General features: G+C 29.4%; 24 protein-coding genes. 4 read left to right on the top strand and 20 right to left on the bottom strand.

The features are described from left to right. Positions 1-4: 4 nt before the first annotated feature. On the bottom strand, positions 5-808 hold the full coding sequence (locus B5S50_RS15360) for a methyltetrahydrofolate cobalamin methyltransferase (RefSeq protein ID WP_217302278.1): 804 nt from the start codon (positions 806-808) through the stop codon (positions 5-7). Positions 809-1456: 648 nt separating this feature from the next. Here B5S50_RS15360 and B5S50_RS15355 point away from each other — a divergent pair. Beyond that, a complete protein-coding gene (locus B5S50_RS15355) occupies positions 1457-3022 on the top strand; it encodes a CdaR family transcriptional regulator (RefSeq protein WP_065079327.1) in 1566 nt (521 codons plus the stop codon). Positions 3023-3356: 334 nt separating this feature from the next. Here the strand turns inward: B5S50_RS15355 and B5S50_RS15350 are convergent, their stop codons facing one another. After that, positions 3357-5180 (bottom strand): ASKHA domain-containing protein, encoded by a 1824-nt coding sequence (locus B5S50_RS15350; RefSeq protein WP_065079328.1) that lies wholly within the window; start codon positions 5178-5180, stop codon positions 3357-3359. Positions 5181-5287: 107 nt separating this feature from the next. Between B5S50_RS15350 and B5S50_RS15345 the strand changes: the two genes are divergently transcribed. Then, a complete protein-coding gene (locus B5S50_RS15345; RefSeq protein WP_217302280.1) occupies positions 5288-5467 on the top strand; it encodes a hypothetical protein in 180 nt (59 codons plus the stop codon). A gap of 105 nt (positions 5468-5572) precedes the next feature. Here B5S50_RS15345 and B5S50_RS15340 read toward each other — a convergent pair whose 3' ends face one another. The 3 genes from B5S50_RS15340 to B5S50_RS15330 are packed head-to-tail and all read right to left on the bottom strand — an operon-like array spanning position 5573 to position 8076. Then, entirely contained in the window at positions 5573-6550 is a 978-nt protein-coding gene (locus B5S50_RS15340) for a uroporphyrinogen decarboxylase family protein (protein ID WP_065079329.1), read from the bottom strand. Between the two features lie 34 nt (positions 6551-6584). Next, entirely contained in the window at positions 6585-7217 is a 633-nt protein-coding gene (locus B5S50_RS15335; RefSeq protein ID WP_217302279.1) for a corrinoid protein, read from the bottom strand. A gap of 55 nt (positions 7218-7272) precedes the next feature. Next, positions 7273-8076, bottom strand: coding sequence for a methyltetrahydrofolate cobalamin methyltransferase (locus B5S50_RS15330; RefSeq protein ID WP_217302278.1), 804 nt, complete (start codon positions 8074-8076; stop codon positions 7273-7275). An 842-nt stretch (positions 8077-8918) separates the two neighbouring features. Between B5S50_RS15330 and B5S50_RS15325 the strand changes: the two genes are divergently transcribed. Beyond that, positions 8919-9347, top strand: coding sequence for a hypothetical protein (locus B5S50_RS15325; protein WP_065079313.1), 429 nt, complete (start codon positions 8919-8921; stop codon positions 9345-9347). Positions 9348-9418: 71 nt separating this feature from the next. Then, positions 9419-9679 (top strand): helix-turn-helix domain-containing protein, encoded by a 261-nt coding sequence (locus B5S50_RS21955; RefSeq protein WP_083985766.1) that lies wholly within the window; start codon positions 9419-9421, stop codon positions 9677-9679. Positions 9680-10016: 337 nt separating this feature from the next. Here B5S50_RS21955 and B5S50_RS15315 read toward each other — a convergent pair whose 3' ends face one another. The 15 genes from B5S50_RS15315 to B5S50_RS15245 all read right to left on the bottom strand — a co-directional run bounded on the left by B5S50_RS15315 (position 10017) and on the right by B5S50_RS15245 (position 22298). After that, on the bottom strand, positions 10017-11702 hold the full coding sequence (locus tag B5S50_RS15315; protein WP_217302277.1) for an Ig-like domain-containing protein: 1686 nt from the start codon (positions 11700-11702) through the stop codon (positions 10017-10019). An 8-nt stretch (positions 11703-11710) separates the two neighbouring features. After that, a complete protein-coding gene (locus B5S50_RS15310) occupies positions 11711-12067 on the bottom strand; it encodes a hypothetical protein (RefSeq protein ID WP_217302276.1) in 357 nt (118 codons plus the stop codon). An 18-nt stretch (positions 12068-12085) separates the two neighbouring features. Beyond that, a complete protein-coding gene (locus tag B5S50_RS15305) occupies positions 12086-12376 on the bottom strand; it encodes a hypothetical protein (RefSeq protein ID WP_217302275.1) in 291 nt (96 codons plus the stop codon). 156 nt (positions 12377-12532) lie between these two features. Further along, a complete protein-coding gene (locus B5S50_RS15300) occupies positions 12533-13033 on the bottom strand; it encodes a hypothetical protein (RefSeq protein WP_217302274.1) in 501 nt (166 codons plus the stop codon). Positions 13034-13058: 25 nt separating this feature from the next. Further along, positions 13059-13331 carry a hypothetical protein gene (locus B5S50_RS15295; protein ID WP_217302273.1) on the bottom strand — a complete coding sequence of 91 codons (273 nt, stop codon included), beginning with the start codon at positions 13329-13331 and terminating at the stop codon, positions 13059-13061. Between the two features lie 95 nt (positions 13332-13426). After that, on the bottom strand, positions 13427-14044 hold the full coding sequence (locus tag B5S50_RS15290; protein WP_217302272.1) for a zinc-ribbon domain-containing protein: 618 nt from the start codon (positions 14042-14044) through the stop codon (positions 13427-13429). A gap of 925 nt (positions 14045-14969) precedes the next feature. Next, positions 14970-16304, bottom strand: coding sequence for a phage portal protein (locus B5S50_RS15285; RefSeq protein ID WP_217302271.1), 1335 nt, complete (start codon positions 16302-16304; stop codon positions 14970-14972). A 14-nt stretch (positions 16305-16318) separates the two neighbouring features. Next, positions 16319-17884: a terminase large subunit gene (locus tag B5S50_RS15280; RefSeq protein WP_217302270.1), complete on the bottom strand. Its 1566-nt coding sequence runs from the start codon at positions 17882-17884 to the stop codon at positions 16319-16321. After that, complete coding sequence (locus B5S50_RS15275) at positions 17884-18288, bottom strand: hypothetical protein (protein WP_217302269.1); 405 nt, start codon at positions 18286-18288, stop codon at positions 17884-17886. The genes B5S50_RS15280 and B5S50_RS15275 overlap by 1 nt, the downstream gene beginning before the upstream one ends. 284 nt (positions 18289-18572) lie before the next feature. After that, complete coding sequence (locus B5S50_RS15270) at positions 18573-18812, bottom strand: DUF1413 domain-containing protein (protein WP_217302268.1); 240 nt, start codon at positions 18810-18812, stop codon at positions 18573-18575. Between the two features lie 202 nt (positions 18813-19014). Beyond that, a complete protein-coding gene (locus tag B5S50_RS15265) occupies positions 19015-19188 on the bottom strand; it encodes a hypothetical protein (RefSeq protein ID WP_217302267.1) in 174 nt (57 codons plus the stop codon). A gap of 39 nt (positions 19189-19227) precedes the next feature. After that, positions 19228-20373, bottom strand: coding sequence for a hypothetical protein (locus B5S50_RS15260; protein WP_217302266.1), 1146 nt, complete (start codon positions 20371-20373; stop codon positions 19228-19230). A 411-nt stretch (positions 20374-20784) separates the two neighbouring features. Beyond that, entirely contained in the window at positions 20785-21114 is a 330-nt protein-coding gene (locus B5S50_RS15255; protein WP_217302265.1) for a hypothetical protein, read from the bottom strand. Between the two features lie 181 nt (positions 21115-21295). Continuing rightward, positions 21296-21787, bottom strand: coding sequence for a hypothetical protein (locus B5S50_RS15250; RefSeq protein ID WP_217302264.1), 492 nt, complete (start codon positions 21785-21787; stop codon positions 21296-21298). Between the two features lie 64 nt (positions 21788-21851). After that, entirely contained in the window at positions 21852-22298 is a 447-nt protein-coding gene (locus B5S50_RS15245) for a hypothetical protein (RefSeq protein WP_217302263.1), read from the bottom strand. Positions 22299-22317 lie beyond the last annotated feature (19 nt).

The raw sequence follows: 22317 nt of genomic DNA, 5'->3' as shown, positions 1-22317 counted from the left end.
ATGTTTATTTCTTTTTACCAAATATTCCTTCTCTATATGCTCTAATATATTCCATGCAGTACTCGTCTTCACCTAATAGTGCTTCTGTTGCAAACAACATCCCTATTAAATCCTGATTTAATGGATCAAGAATAAAGCTGTCCATTCCTGCATTCATAGCCAATACTGCAAATGCCTGATTTACAATTTTCCTGGCTGGAATATTAAAGGAGATATTACTAACAGCTCCAACAACATGAATCGTAGGATACAATTCTTTGATTTTCTTCATAACTTCGGTTACCATGGTAATCCCTTCTTCTGATGTACACAGCATTTCAATCAAGGGATCAATATGCATTCTGGACGGATCAATGTTGTATTCTTTTACTTTTGCCATTAACTCTGCAAATACATCCAAACGGTCTTTAGCAGTCTTTGGGATTCCTTTGTCGCTGTTCAAGAGAGCAACACACTCCCATTTTGTATCAGCTATTGCAGGGAATGCTACATCAATCTTGTCCCCTTCCATTGACACGGAATTGAAAAGGCCTGGCTTCTTACAGTATTTCATGGCTTCTACGCATGTGTGGGGATTAGGACTATCCACTGCAATAGGCACATCGGTTGCATCCTGTACGATGTCTATAAGCCATTTCATTGTTTCCAGTTCGATATCATCATCCACTGAAGCACAAACATCAATAAAATCTGCACCTGCTTCTGTTTGCTTTATTGCAAGATTTCTTATAAATTCTGCATCTTTTGCTGCAATGGCTTTACCTGTGGAAGGAATCGCTCCATTAATTTTTTCACCAATTATTATCATAATATGCACTCCTTCTTCAAACATTTATTTTAAGTTACAATTATATCAATTAATACTACAACACTTTAAATTTCTTTGATTTGTACCTTATGCTTTTCATCTAAACTTTTTCCACTTTTAATAAATCCAATCACGGCAAATATGCCGGCCACAAGACAAATCACACCTATTATGGCTGGTTCGCTGATAATAGCATTAACTAAATTATCATTTTTAATACCTAGTATAAATTACTTACAATAGGTATCACGACCATATCACCCATTGTACAAATAGTTGATAAAAATAACACAGTGAGATTCAGAAAAATGAGATTAGGTGCTTCTACAATATTTTTGTATATAATATGTTCATCATCCTACACCCAAAAAATCCTATTAAACATTTACATTAAGAAAATACAGGCCCTAATCAGGATATGTATCTGCTGCCTTAATTGAAAAGATATGTCATAATCTCTAATTCTCCTGACTAAATTTATGCATTTTTTATTATCGTATAAGTAACAGAAGAACCAGCAGAAAGCGTTGTAATTTATCAACCATTTGATATAATTATATTATAACAAATGGAAATTTGTAATTCTATTTGCAGAATATACATTTTTTAAAAAATAATTTATACAAAATGTATGAATTAGAGGTGCTCATGAAATTAAATACATATATTATCAAAGACTACGTATCATTTCCTATAATCACAAGTTTTTTGAATTCCAATCCTATTGATTGCAACCTGGAACGTGTGACGGTTTACCATCAGGATAAAACACAGCAATCTTTCGATTTGACTTTGATTAAATTAGATGAGTTAATCTCACTTCGAAATTCTGAGCAGGATGGGGCATATATTTGTTTTGGATATGATAAAAGTATAGAATTTCACAAAAACATGGATATTATTTTTGTAACCCCAGAACTTAATCCACTAGAAATAATGGAAAATCTACAGGATACGTTCAACCTGTTTTCAAATTGGGAGAAAAATCTGCTAGAGTTGTTAGCCAATAATGCTCCACTGAGAGAGCTAGGTGAATCTGCACTTCCGTTCATAAACAACCCAATTGCAATATATACGCCGGGACTTCGAAACATTTTTTTCTGTGAGAGAAAAAAAGCGAGAAATCTGATGCTGTATTCAGAGGAAGACACCAATAAATATTTAAGTCCCGAAGAAATCGATGAACTAAAGTTTAATCCGGAATTTATCAGTACAATAGACGCTACGGAACCGACATTGTTTTCTGCAGAAATGTGGGGATATCGAATTCTGTTTTACAACATTCGCATTTGCGACATTTACGTAGCGCGCATCGTAGTCAGTGAAACAGAGCGGCCATTCAAGATGAGCGACTCACCGTTACTGAAATTTTTAAGCAGCATATTAGAAGTTTCCATGGTCAAGCAAGATTTCCCGATGAACGATCATCCTAAGGGCTTTGAAACAATCATCAACCAGATTTTAGATAAACAAAGTGTGGATGAATCAAAACTGCAGAAAATTTTACACTATAAGAACTGGAATATAACGGATCGCTACTTCTGCATTGCAGTCGAAGTCAGTAGATATGACCAGGTGATTCATACGGTTTCAACTATTGGCTCCATACTTGAGGCAAATATTCCGGGAAGTGTAGCTTTAGAGCAGAAAGACTATATTTTGGCGATTGTGAATTTAAATGCAGCGGCTAAGACAAGAGATGAACTTCTATCCGTATTGGTTTATATTTTAAGAGATGGACTTTTGAAAGCTGGTATAAGCGAAGAATTCCACAATTTTAAAAATCTCAATGAATACTATCTTCAAGCATGTGATGCAATCCGTATTGGAAGCATTTATGATGAAACAATTTGGTGCTACCGTTATGAGCAATACGCTCTAAAGCGATTAATTCTCCGGGCGGCTGCTGAATCAAAGATAGAAGCTCTCTGCCCCCAGGGCTTGCTCAGGTTAATGGACTATGATAAAAATCACAGGCGGGAATATACCAAAACCTTGAAAATATATTTGCAAAATAACCTGAGTGTTGCAAAAACTATCCGGCATCTTTATATGCAGAGGGCAACATTTCTATATCAATTGAAGCGGATTCTTGAAATATCGAAATTGGATTTAGATGATCCTAAAGTCAAGCTTCATTTGCTAATCGTATTTGAAATAATGGAAGAAAGAAAATTAATTTTGAATGCCAAAGAACATCCTTTTAAAATTTGATATAATTCCTTTTATATAAAAAGCTGTTGTAGGAACAAGCTCAAAGAATAGCACTCCGGTTTAACATAAGCGTAAACACTCATAATAACATAGATGTTTCTCATATAGATTTTTTTAATAATATTTCTGTTAACAAATATGGAATTAATGATTTAACTATGAATTTAGTATACAAATTTAATTTTGATAAATCCTTATTTCTATAAAACAGCATAACAATTTATTATATAAAAAAGAGACCTTTATAAATATAACTATTTATAGAAATCTCTTTTTTGGATTTCTAAGTCTCTCATGTATTAAATCTTTGACTTGTTATTTTCTTTCAAATGCCTTAATCCAGTATCATAGAATCTATAAAATACTCCTGAAAATCTTTTCTTTTTGATAACTCTATATATGTCGTTTTATTAATAATATCTGCTGCATTCTCTCTTATTTGTTTTGATAGCAAATATGTTTTAGCTCCACCACCTGCACAATTACCCACAGATTCAATCTTACCCTTGAGCTCTTTGGGTATCATGCCTATATCAACAGAACTTTCTATATCCATATAATTACCAAATCCACCGCCAATGTACACTTTTTCTATTTCATTAAAGTTTATGTTCTTTTCTTTTAAAAGTATTTTGATACCAGCGCATACAGCAGCCTTTGCTAATTGAACTTCTCGTACATCCTTTTGTGTAAAGGTAATACTTTCCTCATGTATACTATTTTGTACTAGAATAAACTGTCTCATATTATCTACCTCAACAATCCTATTCTGATAATCCTTGTTTTCCACTTCGTCCGCTCCTGCCATTCTACCTGCTTCATCTAATATTCCAAACTTCACAAACTGTGCAACAGCATCCAACACTCCTGAACCGCATATTCCGCAGGGTTTTTCATTTCCTATTGTTTCATATATTTTATCCCTTGATAAATCAACCTTGCTTATAGCTCCTTTTACGGCACCAATTCCATGCTTAATATTTGTACCTTCAAAAGCTGGTCCAGCAGCCGTAGAACAAGTTACTACTTCGTTTTTATTGCCCAGCGCAATTTCTCCATTAGTTCCAAGGTCTAATAACAATGAGTATTTTTCTGAATTTAACATACCACAGGATAATATACCCGCAGTTATATCACTTCCTACAAAAGCTGATATACCAGGAAGTAAGCTTACCATGCCTTTAGTCTTAATTCCAATCTCCTTAGCTTCAAGTTCCAGTGCCTTTGTAACCACTGGAATATATGGTGACCTAGTTATATTTTCACATGGAAGTCCAAGTAGTAGGTGAATCATAATAGTGTTTCCAACAATAACTATATCATATATGTTATCTTCACTTATGTTATTTTTTTTACATAACAGTTCTATCATATCATTAAGCTGACTTACAATATTATCCTTCAATATACCTAATCCCTTTGGATTCTCAATAGTAAAATTTATTCTTGAAACCACATCAGCACCATAACTCCTCTGATTATTAACTCTTGAATCTATATCTATTACTTTCCCATCATTTAGATTTAATAAATAGATTACTATAGTAGTTGTGCCTATATCTACAGCTAATCCATAGTTTTGTTGCAAACAGTTACCGTTTTCTAAATGTAAAAGACGATTCTTATAAAGTGATGCGGTAACATTAAAATCAGTTTCTCTTAACAAATTACTTATTTGAGGTAAATATTGTAAGTCAATAAGTAAATCATCACTTTCACAAGCATCACTTAACCTTCTATAATCATCTCGTTGATCATTAATGGATGGTTTCTCAATTACTAAATATTTTTTCTTCACTACAGTATCTAAAGTATATTGCTGTTCTGTCCCATTTATTAATACTTTCATATCTTTATTCTTTTCTAAAAGTACTATTTCTGTATCTTCATTTATAGTAAAATTACAGGATAACCTAAATCCACTTTCTAACTCTTCTTTAGCTAACTGTTTTATATCAAGTGGAGTAGGTTTCTTTAATCCTTTTATTACTTTAACTTTACATTTTCCACAAATTCCTTTTCCATTGCAGGGACTATCTATAAATATTCCCTTATCGATTAATACATTAAATAAATTTCCCCCTGATTTAACCCTTATGATATCTTTACCCTTTTCTGAATTAATAATAAGTTCAATTTTCTTATTCAAAATATTCATGTAATTCCTCCTATGAAGTATTTTTCTTTAAATATAATTATATTCTACTTGAATATACATAATTTAAGTTTTAGAATATAGGAGTTTCCTATATATTAGACAATAAAGTGAGACTCGTGCTTGACCTTGTAACAAACAAAAAACTCTCAGTAGGAAAAAACACATGTCACAAAGTGTCATCAACCGGCTGTGAGCCAGCACTTAAAGGTGATGAACTGACTTATGGAATGTGCAGAACCTATGGAGTAATTGAAATGTCATTAATAGAAAATGGTGATATAAGGTAATTAACTTCTTTTTTGCATAAAAAACATTTTGGACTAATTTATTTTTAACATTAATCCAAAATGTTTTCTATTTACAACAAAAGTGTTTTGTTTCAGTTATGTAGCTTAAAACATTTTTTTACTCATTTCATCTATTGCCTTAGTTACTGTCTCATATACATTTGGGAAATACCCCTGAGGTAAACCCGCAGTCAGGCATGGAATAAAGTATTTCTTTCCATTAGCTTTGCAAGCTTCTTCCACATGTTTGAGACAATTTTCAAGTGTCCAATCCGGAAAATCAATTAAACCGCTGTGGAGTCCTCCCATAAAGGATATTTTTCCACCATATTGCTTGATTAGTTCAGGAATGTTATTAGTGTTCATAACGCCTTGCCAGATATCGATGCCCATTTCGATCATATATGGAACCAGGTTAGCAGCATAAGAATCGCTGTGGTGAACAATCAATTCAACACCATTGGCTTTATAGTAACCATAGATCTTTTTATAAGCCGGAAGAAAGAACTCTTCAAACATTTTAGGAGCCACAAAAGAGTTTTTTTGGCTTCCCCAGTCATCATGATGGAAAATGCAATCCGGATGAAGTTTTTCAACTATCACTTTTGCAAAATCCAGCTCATACTGTGTAAGGGCATCAATTAACTCATGCATAGCTTCAGGTTCTTCATATAAACTCATTAAGGCATTTTCCATACCCATAAGATGATGTGTCATTTCAAAGATACCTGGGGCATAGAAAGGTGCCACAAATTCCTCGTTACGGTCGACAGAATTGGCATGAGCAATAGCTGGAGCCCAAGCTTCATCGGAAGTCGGAATTGTAGGGAATTTAACGGATTCCTTCCATTCAGTAGCATCTTTTAAAACTATGTGTTCTTCATCATGCACAGGGAAAGAACCAAGCTGACCTTCTGGCCACTGCCATGTTATTCCCCAATTATCTTTCCAAGTACTACCGTAATTGAACTCAACTCCCAAAGGCACTTCCATAATCATATTCAAAAATTCATATTGATTAACAAAACGATCTGGATTTCCACCTTTAATAGTTTCGAGTAAATTCTGTCTTTTAGTTAACATACAACAATACCTCCTTATATTATTTATGATATATTTATGCCGTTGCTAATTCTTTAGCCTTAACTGCAGCACTACCTGCATCAGGTGTATATGCATCTGCTCCTATTGAAGCCGCAAATTCAGCTGTTACGGGAGCACCACCAACCATTATCTTGAATCCTTTTAATCCACTTTCTCTTAAAGTCTCAACTGTTTTCTTCAAAGCTGCCATTGTTGTAGTAAGAAGTGCTGAACATGCTACTATTTTTACATTTTCATTTGCCTTAACTGCTTCAACGAATTTATCAGCAGGTACATCTACACCAAGGTCTACCATTTTGAATCCAGTACTTTCCATCATCATTGAAACCAGATTTTTCCCAATATCATGTAAATCGCCTGCAACTGTTCCAATAACACATGTGCCTAAAGAAGTTGAAGCCCCGCTTGCAAGATGAGGTTTAAGCACTTCTACACCTCTTGACATTGCTTTTGCTGCTATTAACATTTCAGGTACGAATATTTCTCCTGTGGAGAATTTATCTCCTACAACACCCATTGAGTCAATCATAGCCTGAAGTATATCTTCTGCTTTGCTTCCCTCATCTAGTGCTTCCTGCACCAATCCTTTAATAAGTTTAGTTTTACCTGCCTCTAAATTAACTTTTACTTCTTCAATTTTAGACATTACTTTTTCCTCCTTATTGTTTATAATAATTATTTATCCTTATTATTTTGTATAATTATTTCTTTTTACCAAATATTCCTTCTCTGTATGCTCTAATATATTCCATGCAGTACTCGTCTTCACCTAATAGTGCTTCTGTTGCAAACAACATCCCTATTAAATCCTGATTTAATGGATCAAGAATAAAGCTGTCCATTCCTGCATTCATAGCCAATACTGCAAATGCCTGATTTACAATTTTCCTGGCTGGAATATTAAAGGAGATATTACTAACAGCTCCAACAACATGAATCGTAGGATACAATTCTTTGATTTTCTTCATAACTTCGGTTACCATTGTAATCCCTTCTTCTGATGTACACAGCATTTCAATCAAGGGATCAATATGCATTCTGGACGGATCAATGTTGTATTCTTTTACTTTTGCCATTAACTCTGCAAATACATCCAAACGGTCTTTAGCAGTCTTTGGGATTCCTTTGTCGCTGTTCAAGAGAGCAACACACTCCCATTTTGTATCAGCTATTGCAGGGAATGCTACATCAATCTTGTCCCCTTCCATTGACACGGAATTGAAAAGGCCTGGCTTCTTACAGTATTTCATGGCTTCTACGCATGTGTGGGGATTAGGACTATCCACTGCAATAGGCACATCGGTTGCATCCTGTACGATGTCTATAAGCCATTTCATTGTTTCCAGTTCGATATCATCATCCACTGAAGCACAAACATCAATAAAATCTGCACCTGCTTCTGTTTGCTTTATTGCAAGATTTCTTATAAATTCTGCATCTTTTGCCGCAATGGCTTTACCTGTGGAAGGAATCGCTCCATTAATTTTTTCACCAATTATTATCATAATATACACCCCTTCTTTAAACATTTACTTTAATTTGCCACACCCATTATTCCAATTGCTGTACCCTGCATATTTTCCGGCACTACTTCTAATCCTAATGCGGCGCCCATAAAAATCAAATGGCATATCAACATATAGTAATCGTTGACAATTACACTGTCAACGACAGAAGTAAACGTCAACAAGACAAAGCTGATAATGATTAACGTCTTTTTGTTTATTCTGTCTACTAAAGCACCGCTAATGAATCAAAAAATAACACCTATTATGGCTGGTCCGGTGATAATAGCATTGACTAAATTATCATTTTTAATACCTAATATAAATTACTTGCAATAGGTATCACGACCATATCACCCATTGCACACATAGTTGATAAAAATAACACAGCAAGATTCAGGAAAATGAGATTAGGTGCTTTTACAATATTTTTGTATATAATATGTTCATCATCCTACACCTCAAAAATCCCATTAAACATTTACATTAAGAAAATATAGGTCCTCAGCTGTTCACAACATTTAATTGACCCTAATCAGGATATGTATCTGCTGCGTCAATTGAAAAGATATGTCATAATCTCTAATTCTCCTAACTAAATCTATACATTTTTTATTATCGTATAAATAACAGAAGAACCAGCAGAAATCGTCGTAATTTATCAACTATTTGATATAATTATATTATAGCAAATGGAAATTTGTAATTCTATTTGCAGAATGTACATTTTTTTAAGAATAATTTATACAAAATGTATACATTAGAGGTGCTCATGAAATTATGAGCAGGATGGGGCATATATTTGTTTTGGATATGATAAAAGTATAGAATTTCACAAAAACATGGATATTATTTTTGTAACCCCAGAACTTAATCCACTAGAAATAATGGAAAAGCTGCAGGATACGTTCAACCTATTTTCAAATTGGGACAAAAATCTGCTAGAGTTGTTAGCCAATAATGCTCCACTGAGGGAGTTAGGTGAATCTGCACTTCCGTTCATAAATAACCCGATTGCAATATATACGCCGGGACTTCGAAACATTTTTTTCTGTGAGAGAAAAAAAGCGAGAAATTTGATGCTGTATTCAGAGGAAGACACCAATAAATATTTAAGTCCCGAAGGAAGTGTATCTTTAGAGCAGAAAGACTATATTTTGGCGATTGTGAATTTAAATGCAACGGCTAAGACAAGAGATGAACTGCTATCCGTATTGGAAACATTTATGATGAAACAATTTGGTGCTACCGTTATGAGCAATACGCTCTAAAGCGATTAATTCTCCGAGCGGCTGCTGAATCAAACATAGAAGCCCTCTGCCCCCAGGGCTTGCTCAGATTAATGGACTATGATAAAAAGCACAGGCGGGAATATACCAAAACCTTGAAAATATATTTGCAAAATAACCTGAGTGTTACAAAAACTATCCGGCATCTTTATATGCAGAGGGCAACATTTTTATATCAATTGAAGCGGATTCTTGAAATATCGAAATTGGATTTAGATGATCCTAAAGTCAATCTTCATTTGCTAATCGTATTTGAAATAATGGAAGAAAGAAAATTAATTTTGTGTGCCAAAGAACATCCTTTTAAAATGTGATATAATTCCTTTTATATAGAAAGCTGTAGAAAAAAATTAAAAAATAAAAATCTTACGTCGTCAAATCCTAAATTTTGCAAAATAAAAAAGCCTTAAAAAAATTTAATAAACTCTTCTAAAGCTTGTAACATCAATTGGCGGGAATATGTGAGAATCGAACTCACCCATCGTGGTATTAGCACGACAACACAGTTTTGAAGTTTCACTTATACCCCTTAGATTACTTGTTTATTTACATATTGCTACAATTACAATATAAATAGTATATTCTACACATCAAATTGACATTTGAATTGTTTTAAGCATAACTCTTCATAATTATCTTGTCAAGACAGATTTACCACCTTGCTGCTAATTTTATTTTTATAGTTCCACTAATAGAAGGATTTGTTTTGCTTGTAGCAGTTACAGTCAAATATTGACTTCCAGTACCTTTTAAATTATTAATACTAAAATTATTACCATCAATTATAGTCAAAGTATAATAACTAGGATCACATCCACTTCCTGTAACTGTAAATGTATCATTTATAACATTATTATTGCTATCAGTTTCGCTAATAACATAACTTTGTGTGTGTCCTAGCTTAATCTTATTAGGATTAGGACTTTCAGTATCAGAAGTTCCTAATGTAATTGCTATAGTTTTAGTTAATACTGCATTAATTGTAACAGCTATAATCTTAGTATATGTATTACCATCTTCGCCTACATAAGAAACTATAATATTAGCACTCCCAACGCTTATACTAGTAACAAGTCCTGTATTATTTACCGTTGCAACTGCTGTATTATCTGAGTTATATGTAAGAGTTGGATTACTTACTGCAATTCCTTTATCTGTGACACTAGCTGATATTTGTTGTGTACTCCCATTCTCTACTCTAATAGATGCAGGGCTTACAGATAATATGTAATTATGTGCCTGAGCAACTGCTACAGGTATTGTTTTAGAATAAGTTTTATTGTCCAATCCTATGTAATTTACAATAATATTAGCACTTCCAGAAGCACTAGCAGTTACCAATCCACTACTATTTACAGATGCTATAGAATTATTATCACTTGAATAATTTATAGTAGGATTATTTACTATAGTTCCATAATTAGTTACACTTGTAGTAATTTGTGAAGTTTCTCCTACATTAACAGATATGGTTTCTGGTGAAGCACTCAATACATAGTTATATTCTGCTGCTACAGTAGCAAGAACATTTCCATTTACTATGTCATAATCACCATGATAAGTTACATCTATATTACAAGAACCTTCATTAACTCCAGTAACTAATCCGTTTGAATCTACTTTTACTATATTTTTATCACTACTTGTATATATTAATGTAGGATTTTCTATTGTAGTTCCATTTTCAGATACAACTACAGTTAATTGTTGTGTTTGTCCCTTCTTTATATTTACAAGATTAGGTGTAATATTAAATGAATAAGAAGGTTTTTGATCATTATTAGGTATTTCATTAATTATATCATCACCTGGTGCTATTTGGTCTTTATCTGCATTAACTTTGATTATTCCATCTAAACTTTTATCTAATCCAACTATTGTCCATGCACTCCCCATAGCAATAAATCTGTCATTGACTGCTAGTTTATCCGTTGTATTATTTCTACTTATGATTACAATAATTTTTCCAGTAGGCAATATAATACTCTGATTGGTTTGTACATCTATTGTTTTTGTTTGAATAATGCTGGGTATTTTTTGAAGTATATGCCCTGCTTCAAAATTAATAAAATAAGGTTGTTTTTGTATTGTATACTTATAATAAACTCCATTTACTTTTTCATTTCTTGTCATAACCAAATAATTTACATTACCACATGATATTTCAGTACCTTGATGCAAATCTTCCATAGCAAAAAGATATTTACTATCTATAGACTGTAATTTATCATCAATCTCCTTTATTAATCCTTTAAAGAAGATAGTTTTTTTATAATTATTGAGTTGTGAGCCACTCCTTTTTATACATTGGTTATAAAAATTTAATACTGTATTCATTTAACCACCTACCTATCTGATGTAAATAACATAAAAACGTTAGAATCCTCACCTGTATCATCATTTGGATCAGGTAAAGTTGTTATTTTATCTTTGATTCTTTCAATTCTCTGTTCAAGGAGTTTTGAACATTCAGATATACTCATATTATTAGTAGTATCTTCAATTTTTCTCATCATATCAACATCATTAGAAATTGCTTCTAATATATCAATTACTGTAAGTAATAAATTACGCTGCATAGTAGTTTTATTATATGTATCTGTAGAATTTAAACTATTTTCTGCCAAATACATAGTATATTCATCATCCGTAAAATAATCTTTGTGATTTAATTCAACTTTTAATCTATCTAATATTGTCATTTATATATACTTCCTTTCTTATTTACATAAATAATATTGTAGTTGCCCTGACATATCACCAGCAAATTCAAATTTAACGTTATTGATAGCAAAGTCCTTTAATACTAATTCATTTAGTCCATTGTTACCGCCAACTAATATATAATCTGTAGAATTATTAATATATACTTTGAATTCACCTGTAGTCATGTACACTCTTATATATTCATAGTTATCACAGTCAAATTCCTGTATTTTAGTTGCATCTGAGCTGTTGAATTTAATTACACCATTGCTAGATTTTATTTTGCTATATTTTACAGTTCCCATTTATATCGAATCCTTTCCATTTTTTTAAATTTATTTATTTTTGAGTATAAAAAATAGGCATTGCTATGTAGCAACACCTTTTAATATTATTTATTCATTAAAATTTAGTCCATTATATTTATAAAATCATTATTAATTTTTATTTTTTTGTGAAACTTACTTTGAATCATTGCTAATATATTCCACTACAAATTTTCTTATTTCATTCATCTCTTGAAAATCTTGGCTACTAACTATTATATTATTTTCATTAAATATTAAAGCTCCTACATATTCTTTTTGAAAACACACTAAAAAGCAATTATTTTTAACAAATAAATATATAATAATAAATTTCAACTTTGTACAAATATTACTACACAAATTAATTTTAAATGTATAATCATATTGTTTACCATTAATATCAATAGTAGCTATATTATTATCTAAATTATTAATATCTATGTCTTTCTCTTCTAATTTAATAGTTTTTAGTTCATCTAAATAATAAACGTTTGATTCTTTATCCACCATACTACATAATTTTTTTGCTTCATCTTTTAGATCATTTATAGTATCATCTTTATAATGATCCATCTTTTTTAATATACGTTGTAACAATAAAGCTGCAATTAGTATTATCATAATAATAATTGCTATATTCACTACTTTATCCATTAATAACATCCTTATCTATTATATTTTAATCTTTCAATATATCATCCATTGATTTTTTAAGTTTCATTTTTTCATAATAATCTTTACCTTTTTCATCAATTATTCTCAACTCTTTTTTAACTGCAAATTCAATTATACTCATATTTTCTCGATATCTTTTATATGAACAAACTGCATCTACATCAACACCTTTATATTCGGTTCTTATTCTCAGAGTATCATCCCACCTACTTATTTGACATACAATTTCTTCATCTTCATATTGGAATGGATCATACTCAAAATTATCAGTTGTCATAAAATCACTCTTCCTTATACTTTCAATTTGTAAAAATTTTTACCGAATTATACATTTTGTACTTGCCTAAAACAATCTACTACTTTATTACTACATTACCACCTATATCCGCATTTGTTACATTCATAAGTTTTTGTTAATTTACCCATTGAAAAAATACCAACTAAAGCAACTGATCCTGCTTTACTTAAACCACTAATTCTTTTTACATTAGTTGATCTACAATTAGGACATTTAATTACATTGTCTTCAACAGTTTGTCTATCTTTAATATCTTGAGCATATTCAACTTTTTTAGCTTCTTCAATATTTTTATCATCCTCAATGTAATTATTATCTGAATAGTTTGTATAACTATTTTCTTTATCAAGCTCAATGCTAATTGTAGCACCTACACCTTCCAATTTACTCTTATAATATTTTGCTTCTCTTAATATTAAATCATCTAATATTAAGTATGGTGGATATTCTGTCATTGAAATAGCCGTATCCATATCAATTCCAAATAATTCTACTAATTTGTTGTTTACACCTTCTGGTGTTTTACCTGTTTCTTCTAAAATGATAGAATATTTATCTATTGTTTGAGGTTCTTCTTTTTGCACTTCCTTTGGTTCTTCTCCTTTTTTCATTGGTTCACCACAATTAGGACAAAATAATGCATTTGGAGAGATCATTTTCCCACACATAGGACATTCTATTAAATTACCCATATTATCACCCCTATTAAGTTTCTATATTAATATTATACTTTTACATTTTCTACTCTTTATATTATCAATATTCTACAATTTAAAGACAAATCCTGCTAAAATATTCTATTATATTAAAATTTTACTGTAAATATCCATAATAGAATAATAGTATTAAGAGTATAAAAAATGCCCTCAAACCTACCCCATTAACACGTTTAAAGACATTTTATATTTAAAATTTGTATTTGTAAAAAGTCAAATTTTTCTGTGGGTAAAAATTGTACTAACTGCAACGATTTTTTTAAATTTAGAGTGATTGAGTTATTTTTAATGCAATTTTGCTTCAAAAAATAATAAAAGACATACCTCTATGCCCTTCTATCAAAATATTTTTATACAATATTCTATGAAATTTTATACATTTATAATGCAGTACCTAATTGATAATATAATTCAATTAACACATCAACTTCGCTAAATAAATCCTTAGCGAACTTAGTCAAGTACCTTAAAATGCCTCACATCCGTTGATATAACTTGTTTATCGCAGTTTCGCTTTTTTATTTCGTTCAATTATGTCATTGAGAATAAGGAAAATTGGTAATTATTTTACCTTTTAATGCCATATATTGCATTTAATGTGATATATTTTGCTATTTATTGAAATGAATAAGTTTGCATGATTAAAGTATATAAATACATAACATACGTTTCCTATTTTTATACTTTAATATAGTCAATTTATGTAGTTATAAATTTAAAATTGTTTTTTATAATTCTTGTTCGTGATTTTAATTTTTTAAAATTTTTACTTTATAAAAAATTTTTTGAGATACCTTAAAATTGACTTTTTTCCATAACAATAGATTTTTAAAAAACTGACTGACTAGTCAGTATTGCTCTGTGTTATGTTAACCTCTTTACTATTATAAATTTATACTTATTAATTATTATCAGTATTCATACTACTATTGCCTTTACTATTTATATTATCACTTTCCCCTTCTTCTTTCAATCTATCTAATTCTTGCGTTACGTCAGTTGTTATAGGAGATTTCTCAATAATAGTTTTCTTTGATATAGCACCCATATCATATTGCTTATTTAATTGATCTAGTAAGTCACTAGCATTTACTGGTCTACTATAATTAAATTCTACATCAATATATTCATCATCACTAAACGTTACTCCTTTTAATGACAATAACTTATCAAATACTTCAAACCTTTGGATTAATCCTGTCCTTATACATTGTTCATTGACCATTGCATATACGTCAGCCAATTGATATAGTATCTGTAAACTAACTTCCGATACATTAGATATATTACCATTACCACCAGTTGCAATGCTTGGCATATGTGCTACAAAATTGAGTTTCTGTTCCAATTTATCAAGATACATTTTAATGGTATTATAATCCATCGTAGCATTTACATATTTCATATCACTAGCATTTTCAAGTGAAATAGAATAACCTACTGCATCCTTATCAATTGTACCTTCTATTTGTTGCCCTGTAATTACTGGAATAGGACTTAGTGACAATGTATATATACTATCACCTAACTTAGATAATAAGTCCTCTATTTCATCTAATATAGGTAATATATCATACAATAGAGACTCTCCATAATTAATATTCCAATCATTTTTATTGTGGTAATGTATGGGTAATCCACTTAGATTGGGACTACTTGATATTAGATTAATACCTTCGTTTTCATTATTATAAGAATCCACCCTATCTGGATAATATACATTATAATAATCAATACCATTTACAGTCCAGTATTCAATAAAAGCAACATAATCATTAGTTTCTGTAATTACTGGATAACCGTCTGCACTATCTATTATTTTAGATACAATGTTCTTCTTATCATCCAAGTACATATATTCATAGGCATCACCAAACTTGCCTATATTATCTATAATATCATAGTCTATCTGATTATAATTGCCTTTTCTATATATGTCTTGATATGCAGATACTTTATTTTCTGAACCCGTTAAACTCAATGGTTTTCCTAATAAATATGTACTATGAAAATTTAATATTGTTTTTGCTTCCTGTATAATTAATTTCTTTGTCTTATATTCCTTACCTTTATACTGCATATCCTTTTTTTGTAATATTCTATGTATTCCATGCAAATATTCTTTATTGCTTATTACTCTGCTAATTCTATCTAAATGAAATCCCTGATTTGCTTCTTGAACAAACCATTCAGGATCACCACTATATACTTTATTAATATATTCATTTATATCCATTTAATCAATCCTTTCTACCATTTATAATTTATTCCATGCTTTATGATATATAATGCAAGTGCTGTAGCCATTACACTATCATCATGCTGGCCACTAACGGCTCCCATAGTTCCACTATCATTAATTTCAAATACCTGCATTTCCTGAAGCAATCTTGCCGAATTAATTTGTATTGCTCCAGTATCAAAGTTTTCTACAAAATCATTTATAATAATTCCCTTGCTTTTAGAATTGGTATCAAATCCTAGTCTAGTTATCATTTTATTGTTTTCATCAAATAATTTTTGCTTGTATATTCTCTGATATTTGAAAGTATATCTCAATCTTTCAATAACACTATTACCACCACTGGCTCTTTCAACATTTAATATTGCTTTATTATAGTAATGACCTAATGTATCAATTATTTCTGCCATTTGATAAGGTTTAATCTTATTATTATAAAACTCTGCTACCTGTTCACCATCTTGGGAGAATACTTCACATACAGAATAATCTTGTCCTACACCTTCAGACATATCTACTCCAATAAAATAATGTTCTCCTGCTTTCTTCGTCTTATAAACAAAAAATGACTTGCCATAATATTTTTTCAATAATACTGGCAAGTCAATCAAATTATCTTTCTTTATGTAATTATTCTTTGGAATACTTCTTTGTACTTCTGTAATTCTTTTATTGCTGAATATATTTGCACCTGTACTTATAAATGCTTCTATATCTGTAGAAGGGTATTCCTGGTGAAAAGCATCTAATCCACTACTAGCAACTTTTAATCTTCTCCACATTAATTGTTCCATACTAGCACCTAATTTAATTAATCCTACTTCTTCATCATCTAATTCTTCTTTAATAAGTGATTTGTTATTATGTTTTGCTTTATATATTTCAACACTATTTTTATAATCTTTTTCAAATAATGTACTGCCATCAATCCAATTAAAGAAGAATGATTTATAACTGTTCTCATTATTTTTTGCTTGAAAGTATAAGTCATGAAAATAATTCAATCCATTTGCAGTAGATTCAATAATTAATTTTCCATCTGGTGCTAATGCCTGAGTAATACTATTTAATTGTTTCTTGGACATTTTCCAAAATGCAAATTCTGATAAATGTACTAGATGCAATGTATCACCTCTTGCTACATCTTTATTACCTGCGCATACACAAGTAATCTTACTACCATTTGTCATTTTAATTTCCTGTCTATTGTTGGCAATTGTCTTAGGTCTTAACCAATCGGGTAATGAATTAAACTGCTGCTTTAATTTATCGAAAATAGTATTGCAACTCTTCTGGTCATGACTAACCAATAAGCAGCAACTATTAGGATATACAATACATTGTCTTATAGATAAAGCAACTGTACATACAGATAGTCCTAATTGCCTACTTTTAAGTACAATATTAAATTTATTTAATCCTTCAACAAATTCTTTTTGCTCTTTTGTTAAAATAAAAGGTACTAATTTTGTATCTTTATTAACTATTTTAATAAATGCTCCTACCCATTTAATTTCGTGTCCATCTTGCCACAAATATTTTAACTTTTTAGCATTGTCAATACTTAATGACATTATTTATCACCTTGCAGTCCAGGTATATTAATTCCATCAAGATATTCATTAACTTCATCTTCTCCATTTTTGAAGAAATCAGATTTAAAAAAATCTTCGCACCATTTAGCTGAATTTACATCACCTTTTTTGATTGCTTTATTGTACATACTATTATAAATATCAAGCATTTTTAAATTCTTTACTTGCTTCAAATATGCTTTTATTGCTTCCTGTACGTCTTCTCTCATTATCCAATCTGACATAGCAGTTTCATACTCAACTGCTGTACAATTTTTTATCTCTTTATCATAATTTTCTTTAGTTCTATCACTATCTATATACCACTTAACAAAATATGAGATTTTTTGGCTATTACCATGTAACATATTCTTTATATTTTCTGGTGGAGTTTTTTTTGCCATATATATATTACTTCCCTTCTTTATTATTTTGTTGTATTAAAAAAGACACTATAAAATATAGCATCTTTAAAATTCTTATATATCTATTGAAATCTCCTTTTAAAGTTTTTAAAGTCAACTTGAAAAACTTTAAAACTTATTTTAGAAGATTATCTCACATTTTTTGAACACTTTCTATCCACTTTCTTATTTGACACTTACAGTAATTTTATCTTGCCACTAACAATATCCTAAATTATGTTCTAACCATTTTAATTTTTCAACCTTATAACCTCTTCCAAATTTCATATTTTCACATACTTCGTAGGATAAGAATGATTTATAGGGTCTTCAGCAAAGGCAGCAGAAACTTCTCCATTTAATACTAATTCTCTAAATTTTTTACCTACCATTTTTTCATTACATCTCATCCATCTAACATTTGGTACTAATTGATTCAAAGTGAACTGGAAACCACTATTAAGAGTATTTAAATTCATTTTTATTTCATTTATAATTTCATCAACACTTATTTCACTTAACATTTATATTACTTCCTTTCTAATATTTTAGAATCCTTTATTACATTATATATCTAAATATATCGAAATTTCAATATTTACCATATCAACTTTTCAATGTCTTCCTCCATCTTAATAAAAGGAATAATTCTAATTTTTTATATAAAAAAGGAACCTATATTTCTATAAGTTCCTTTTTTTATAATTTAAAAACCATCTTAATAAATTATTTATATATTATCTTTAGTTCTCCTTCACCTTTTCTAGTAGGAATGAACCAATCACTTTTTTTAGTAGCTTGATTTCTTGGTATTGTCGTAACTTTAATACCACATTTATTTTTCAACATGGCTGTAACTTCTTGATTTCTTCTCTTTCTAATTGATGCAGATAGTGCCATAATAACACCTCCCTGTTTATAGTATACCATACTTTATTATTAAATTTCTAAAATATTTTTTAATATTTTTTCTAATTCACAACATAAACATAAAAGTTTACTTTCCCAATTATCTTCACTTAATAACATAGGATTACATGATATTAATAAAACATATTTTTCTTCATTTAAAGATAAACATTTAGATATGTATGCTCTCCCATTTTTGTCACTTAAGCCATCATGCTGAAAGATAAAATAATCCTTTCGTAATATAGCTTGGAAAATTCCCGTTCTCTTTTTTAATTTTATTTCATTAATATCGACATTTCCAAATATCTCTTCAATAATTTTAATTCCATTATTTTCAGTATCTTCACAATTACATATATCATCCTCATCTTCATATAATATAGAAATAATAGTTTTCAAAATTGCATATAAATCAATATCTTTGTCCTCAAAATCCATTTTAGATTTATTCCTTAATTCATTTTTTAAATTACTTATTATATTTTGGGCAATACGATCTATAGATCCAAATATCGCAAATATATATTCTTCACTATCATTTTCCGATTCTTCCAACTTTTTATATAATTCTATTATATTATTTAAATTCTCAAGTATGTGTGTTGGAATAGTATAATACGATTGCATAATACAATTAATATTTATATCTTCCTTTACATAACCTCCATCATATCCAACTTGTATTATTGTATCTTGCTTTTTCGGAATATACTTATATTTATATAACTGAGCTGATTCAACTATGTACTTACTATCTATAAATTTTTTTAAATTCTCTTGTAATATATCTCTTATTTTAAATTTTGTTAGATCACTATATCTACTTAATAGTTTTCCAGCTTCAGTTTTTAAATCATTTTTCAATTCTAAATTATTATCTTTTAAAATTTTAATTTCATATTCCTTATTTTCTAAAGTTTTATAATAAATGCTGTATATTATCGTACATAGTAACCATATAAAAATTATAATATATACTAATGTAACATTAGAAATCATAGTTTCTGAAAAAAGATAATATAAAATTTTTTGTGTAAACTTGGTACTTGAAGTAATTGTTTCAGGAGCTACTTTTGAAATAGCTAATGAAATTAATGTCGATATTGCAAATATTATAACATTAGATGTAGGATCAATTTTAAAAAATTTACATTTAATAATAATCCGCCCCAATCTTCTCTAGTATTCAAATATTTAGTATTTTCTTACTTGCCTTAAAATTTCACAGACACCTTTTCTATATTATAACATTTCATGTATACTTTGACTTATTATATTCAAAAATTTGCTTTAATTTTTACCATAAAAATAGGTAATTACATTTTATAACATTTCAGAAATTCTTATACACCAACCCTTTACACTCCTATAGATAAAACCTCTATAACCATTGATATATAAGGATTTTAGCCACTATAGTTCCTATATCATCAAATAAATAAATCCTGTATGCAGTATACGACTAATTATACACATTTATATTGTAGTCAAATTATATAATTGACTATAAATATTAAAGCACAAAAATCCACTAAAAGATCTTAATATATATACCTTTTAATACAAAATTTGTGCATTATAAATCTATAAATATAAATTCCCATTTTTAACGCAGCATCCAAATATATAATCATTGTAATACTGATGTTCATCTAAAAGCATTTCTTTATTTTCATCCCAGTACTGTGGGTTTATATCACTTCTATAGCAATGTAATATGTCCGAAACTTCAAAATCAAAGTTTTTGGTATCCTCTACTAAGTTGTATGCTTCTTTTATAATTCTTTCCTTTATATCATTTAAAGATCTTTCTCCATCTACCATAGTTAACGTATAGTACCCTTTATGATTGGAGTAGTTACACATCACTTCATCATTTATTATTAATTTAAAATATATTACCATGAATGGCATTTATTAATCATTCCTTTCTTTTTTTATCTATTATAAAATGTTGATTCTCCTTTATTTCTTTGATAATTTCCATATTATAATTAACACTTTTTAACACGTCTTTATTATTTTTGTCCATATAATTTCCCTTAATTTTTTTGTATAAAAAAAGATGCTACTTATTATGTAACATCCTTTAAAATTATTTTATTTGATTTTTAATATCATTTATTAATCCACTACTATCATCAACTTGAAGAATTATATCTTCATTTTTATCTTCCCTCTCATAAGAAATAACCACATATTTAACTACATTAGTTTTGGATTTTTTAAATGCAAATGCAAACAATCCAAATAAAAATACTTTTGGTACAGTTACCCTATCCCCTATAGATTCTTTTGTATTAAAATTTATATCTACTACATTCTCCATAGGAATCTCTATACTATATCCATAACTTTCCTTATCAATTTGTTTTATATAAATAGAATCAGTAAATATAAAAATTCTTATTTTAAATCCTGCATCATACACATCTGAACAACCTTTTATATAAATTCCTTTATAAGAATTCACATAATTATTACCTAAACTTTTTATATATTTTTTTCTTTCTAATTTATAAAGTATATAAAGTATTACTATAACTGTAACTATTGCTAGTAAAACTGTAAATGTCGCATCATCCATATATTAATATCCCCCAAACAGTATATTATCACATCTATTAATTTATAATAGCAATATTCTAAGTTTATTTATTTAAAGACATTACAATTATGTGCCAAACTAAATAGAAAAAAACACCAATCATGAAAAAACACATTTGTCCTTTTCCAAGCTTATTTGCTTTATTAGAATTTGATATCATTGCCTCTCTAATACCTTCTGAAGCAGCTTTTATAAGCTGTGGGTGAATTCCAACTTTTGGATGTTGACCACTTTCTACTTTTAATAATTCACTATTTGCATAAAGAGTTGAATTAACATATTCTCTGTTTATGCAACCACATAAAAAACTAATACCCCAACTTATAACACTTATTAATAAAGGTATTTGATTAATATTCAATTTCAAATTTTGAGTTCTTGTAATTGCAAAACCAATTGCTGCAATAGTAGTAGCTAAAATAAAATAAACATATTTATCTTGACTATTATGTAAAGTTTTATAAACTTCTCTAAAATTTTCGTCATTCATAATTTAACTCCAATCATAT

Source organism: Clostridium sp. 001 (assembly GCF_019056555.1).
GTDB lineage: Bacteria > Bacillota > Clostridia > Clostridiales > Clostridiaceae > Clostridium_B > Clostridium_B ragsdalei.
This window is presented reverse-complemented; position numbering and strand designations above follow the sequence as displayed.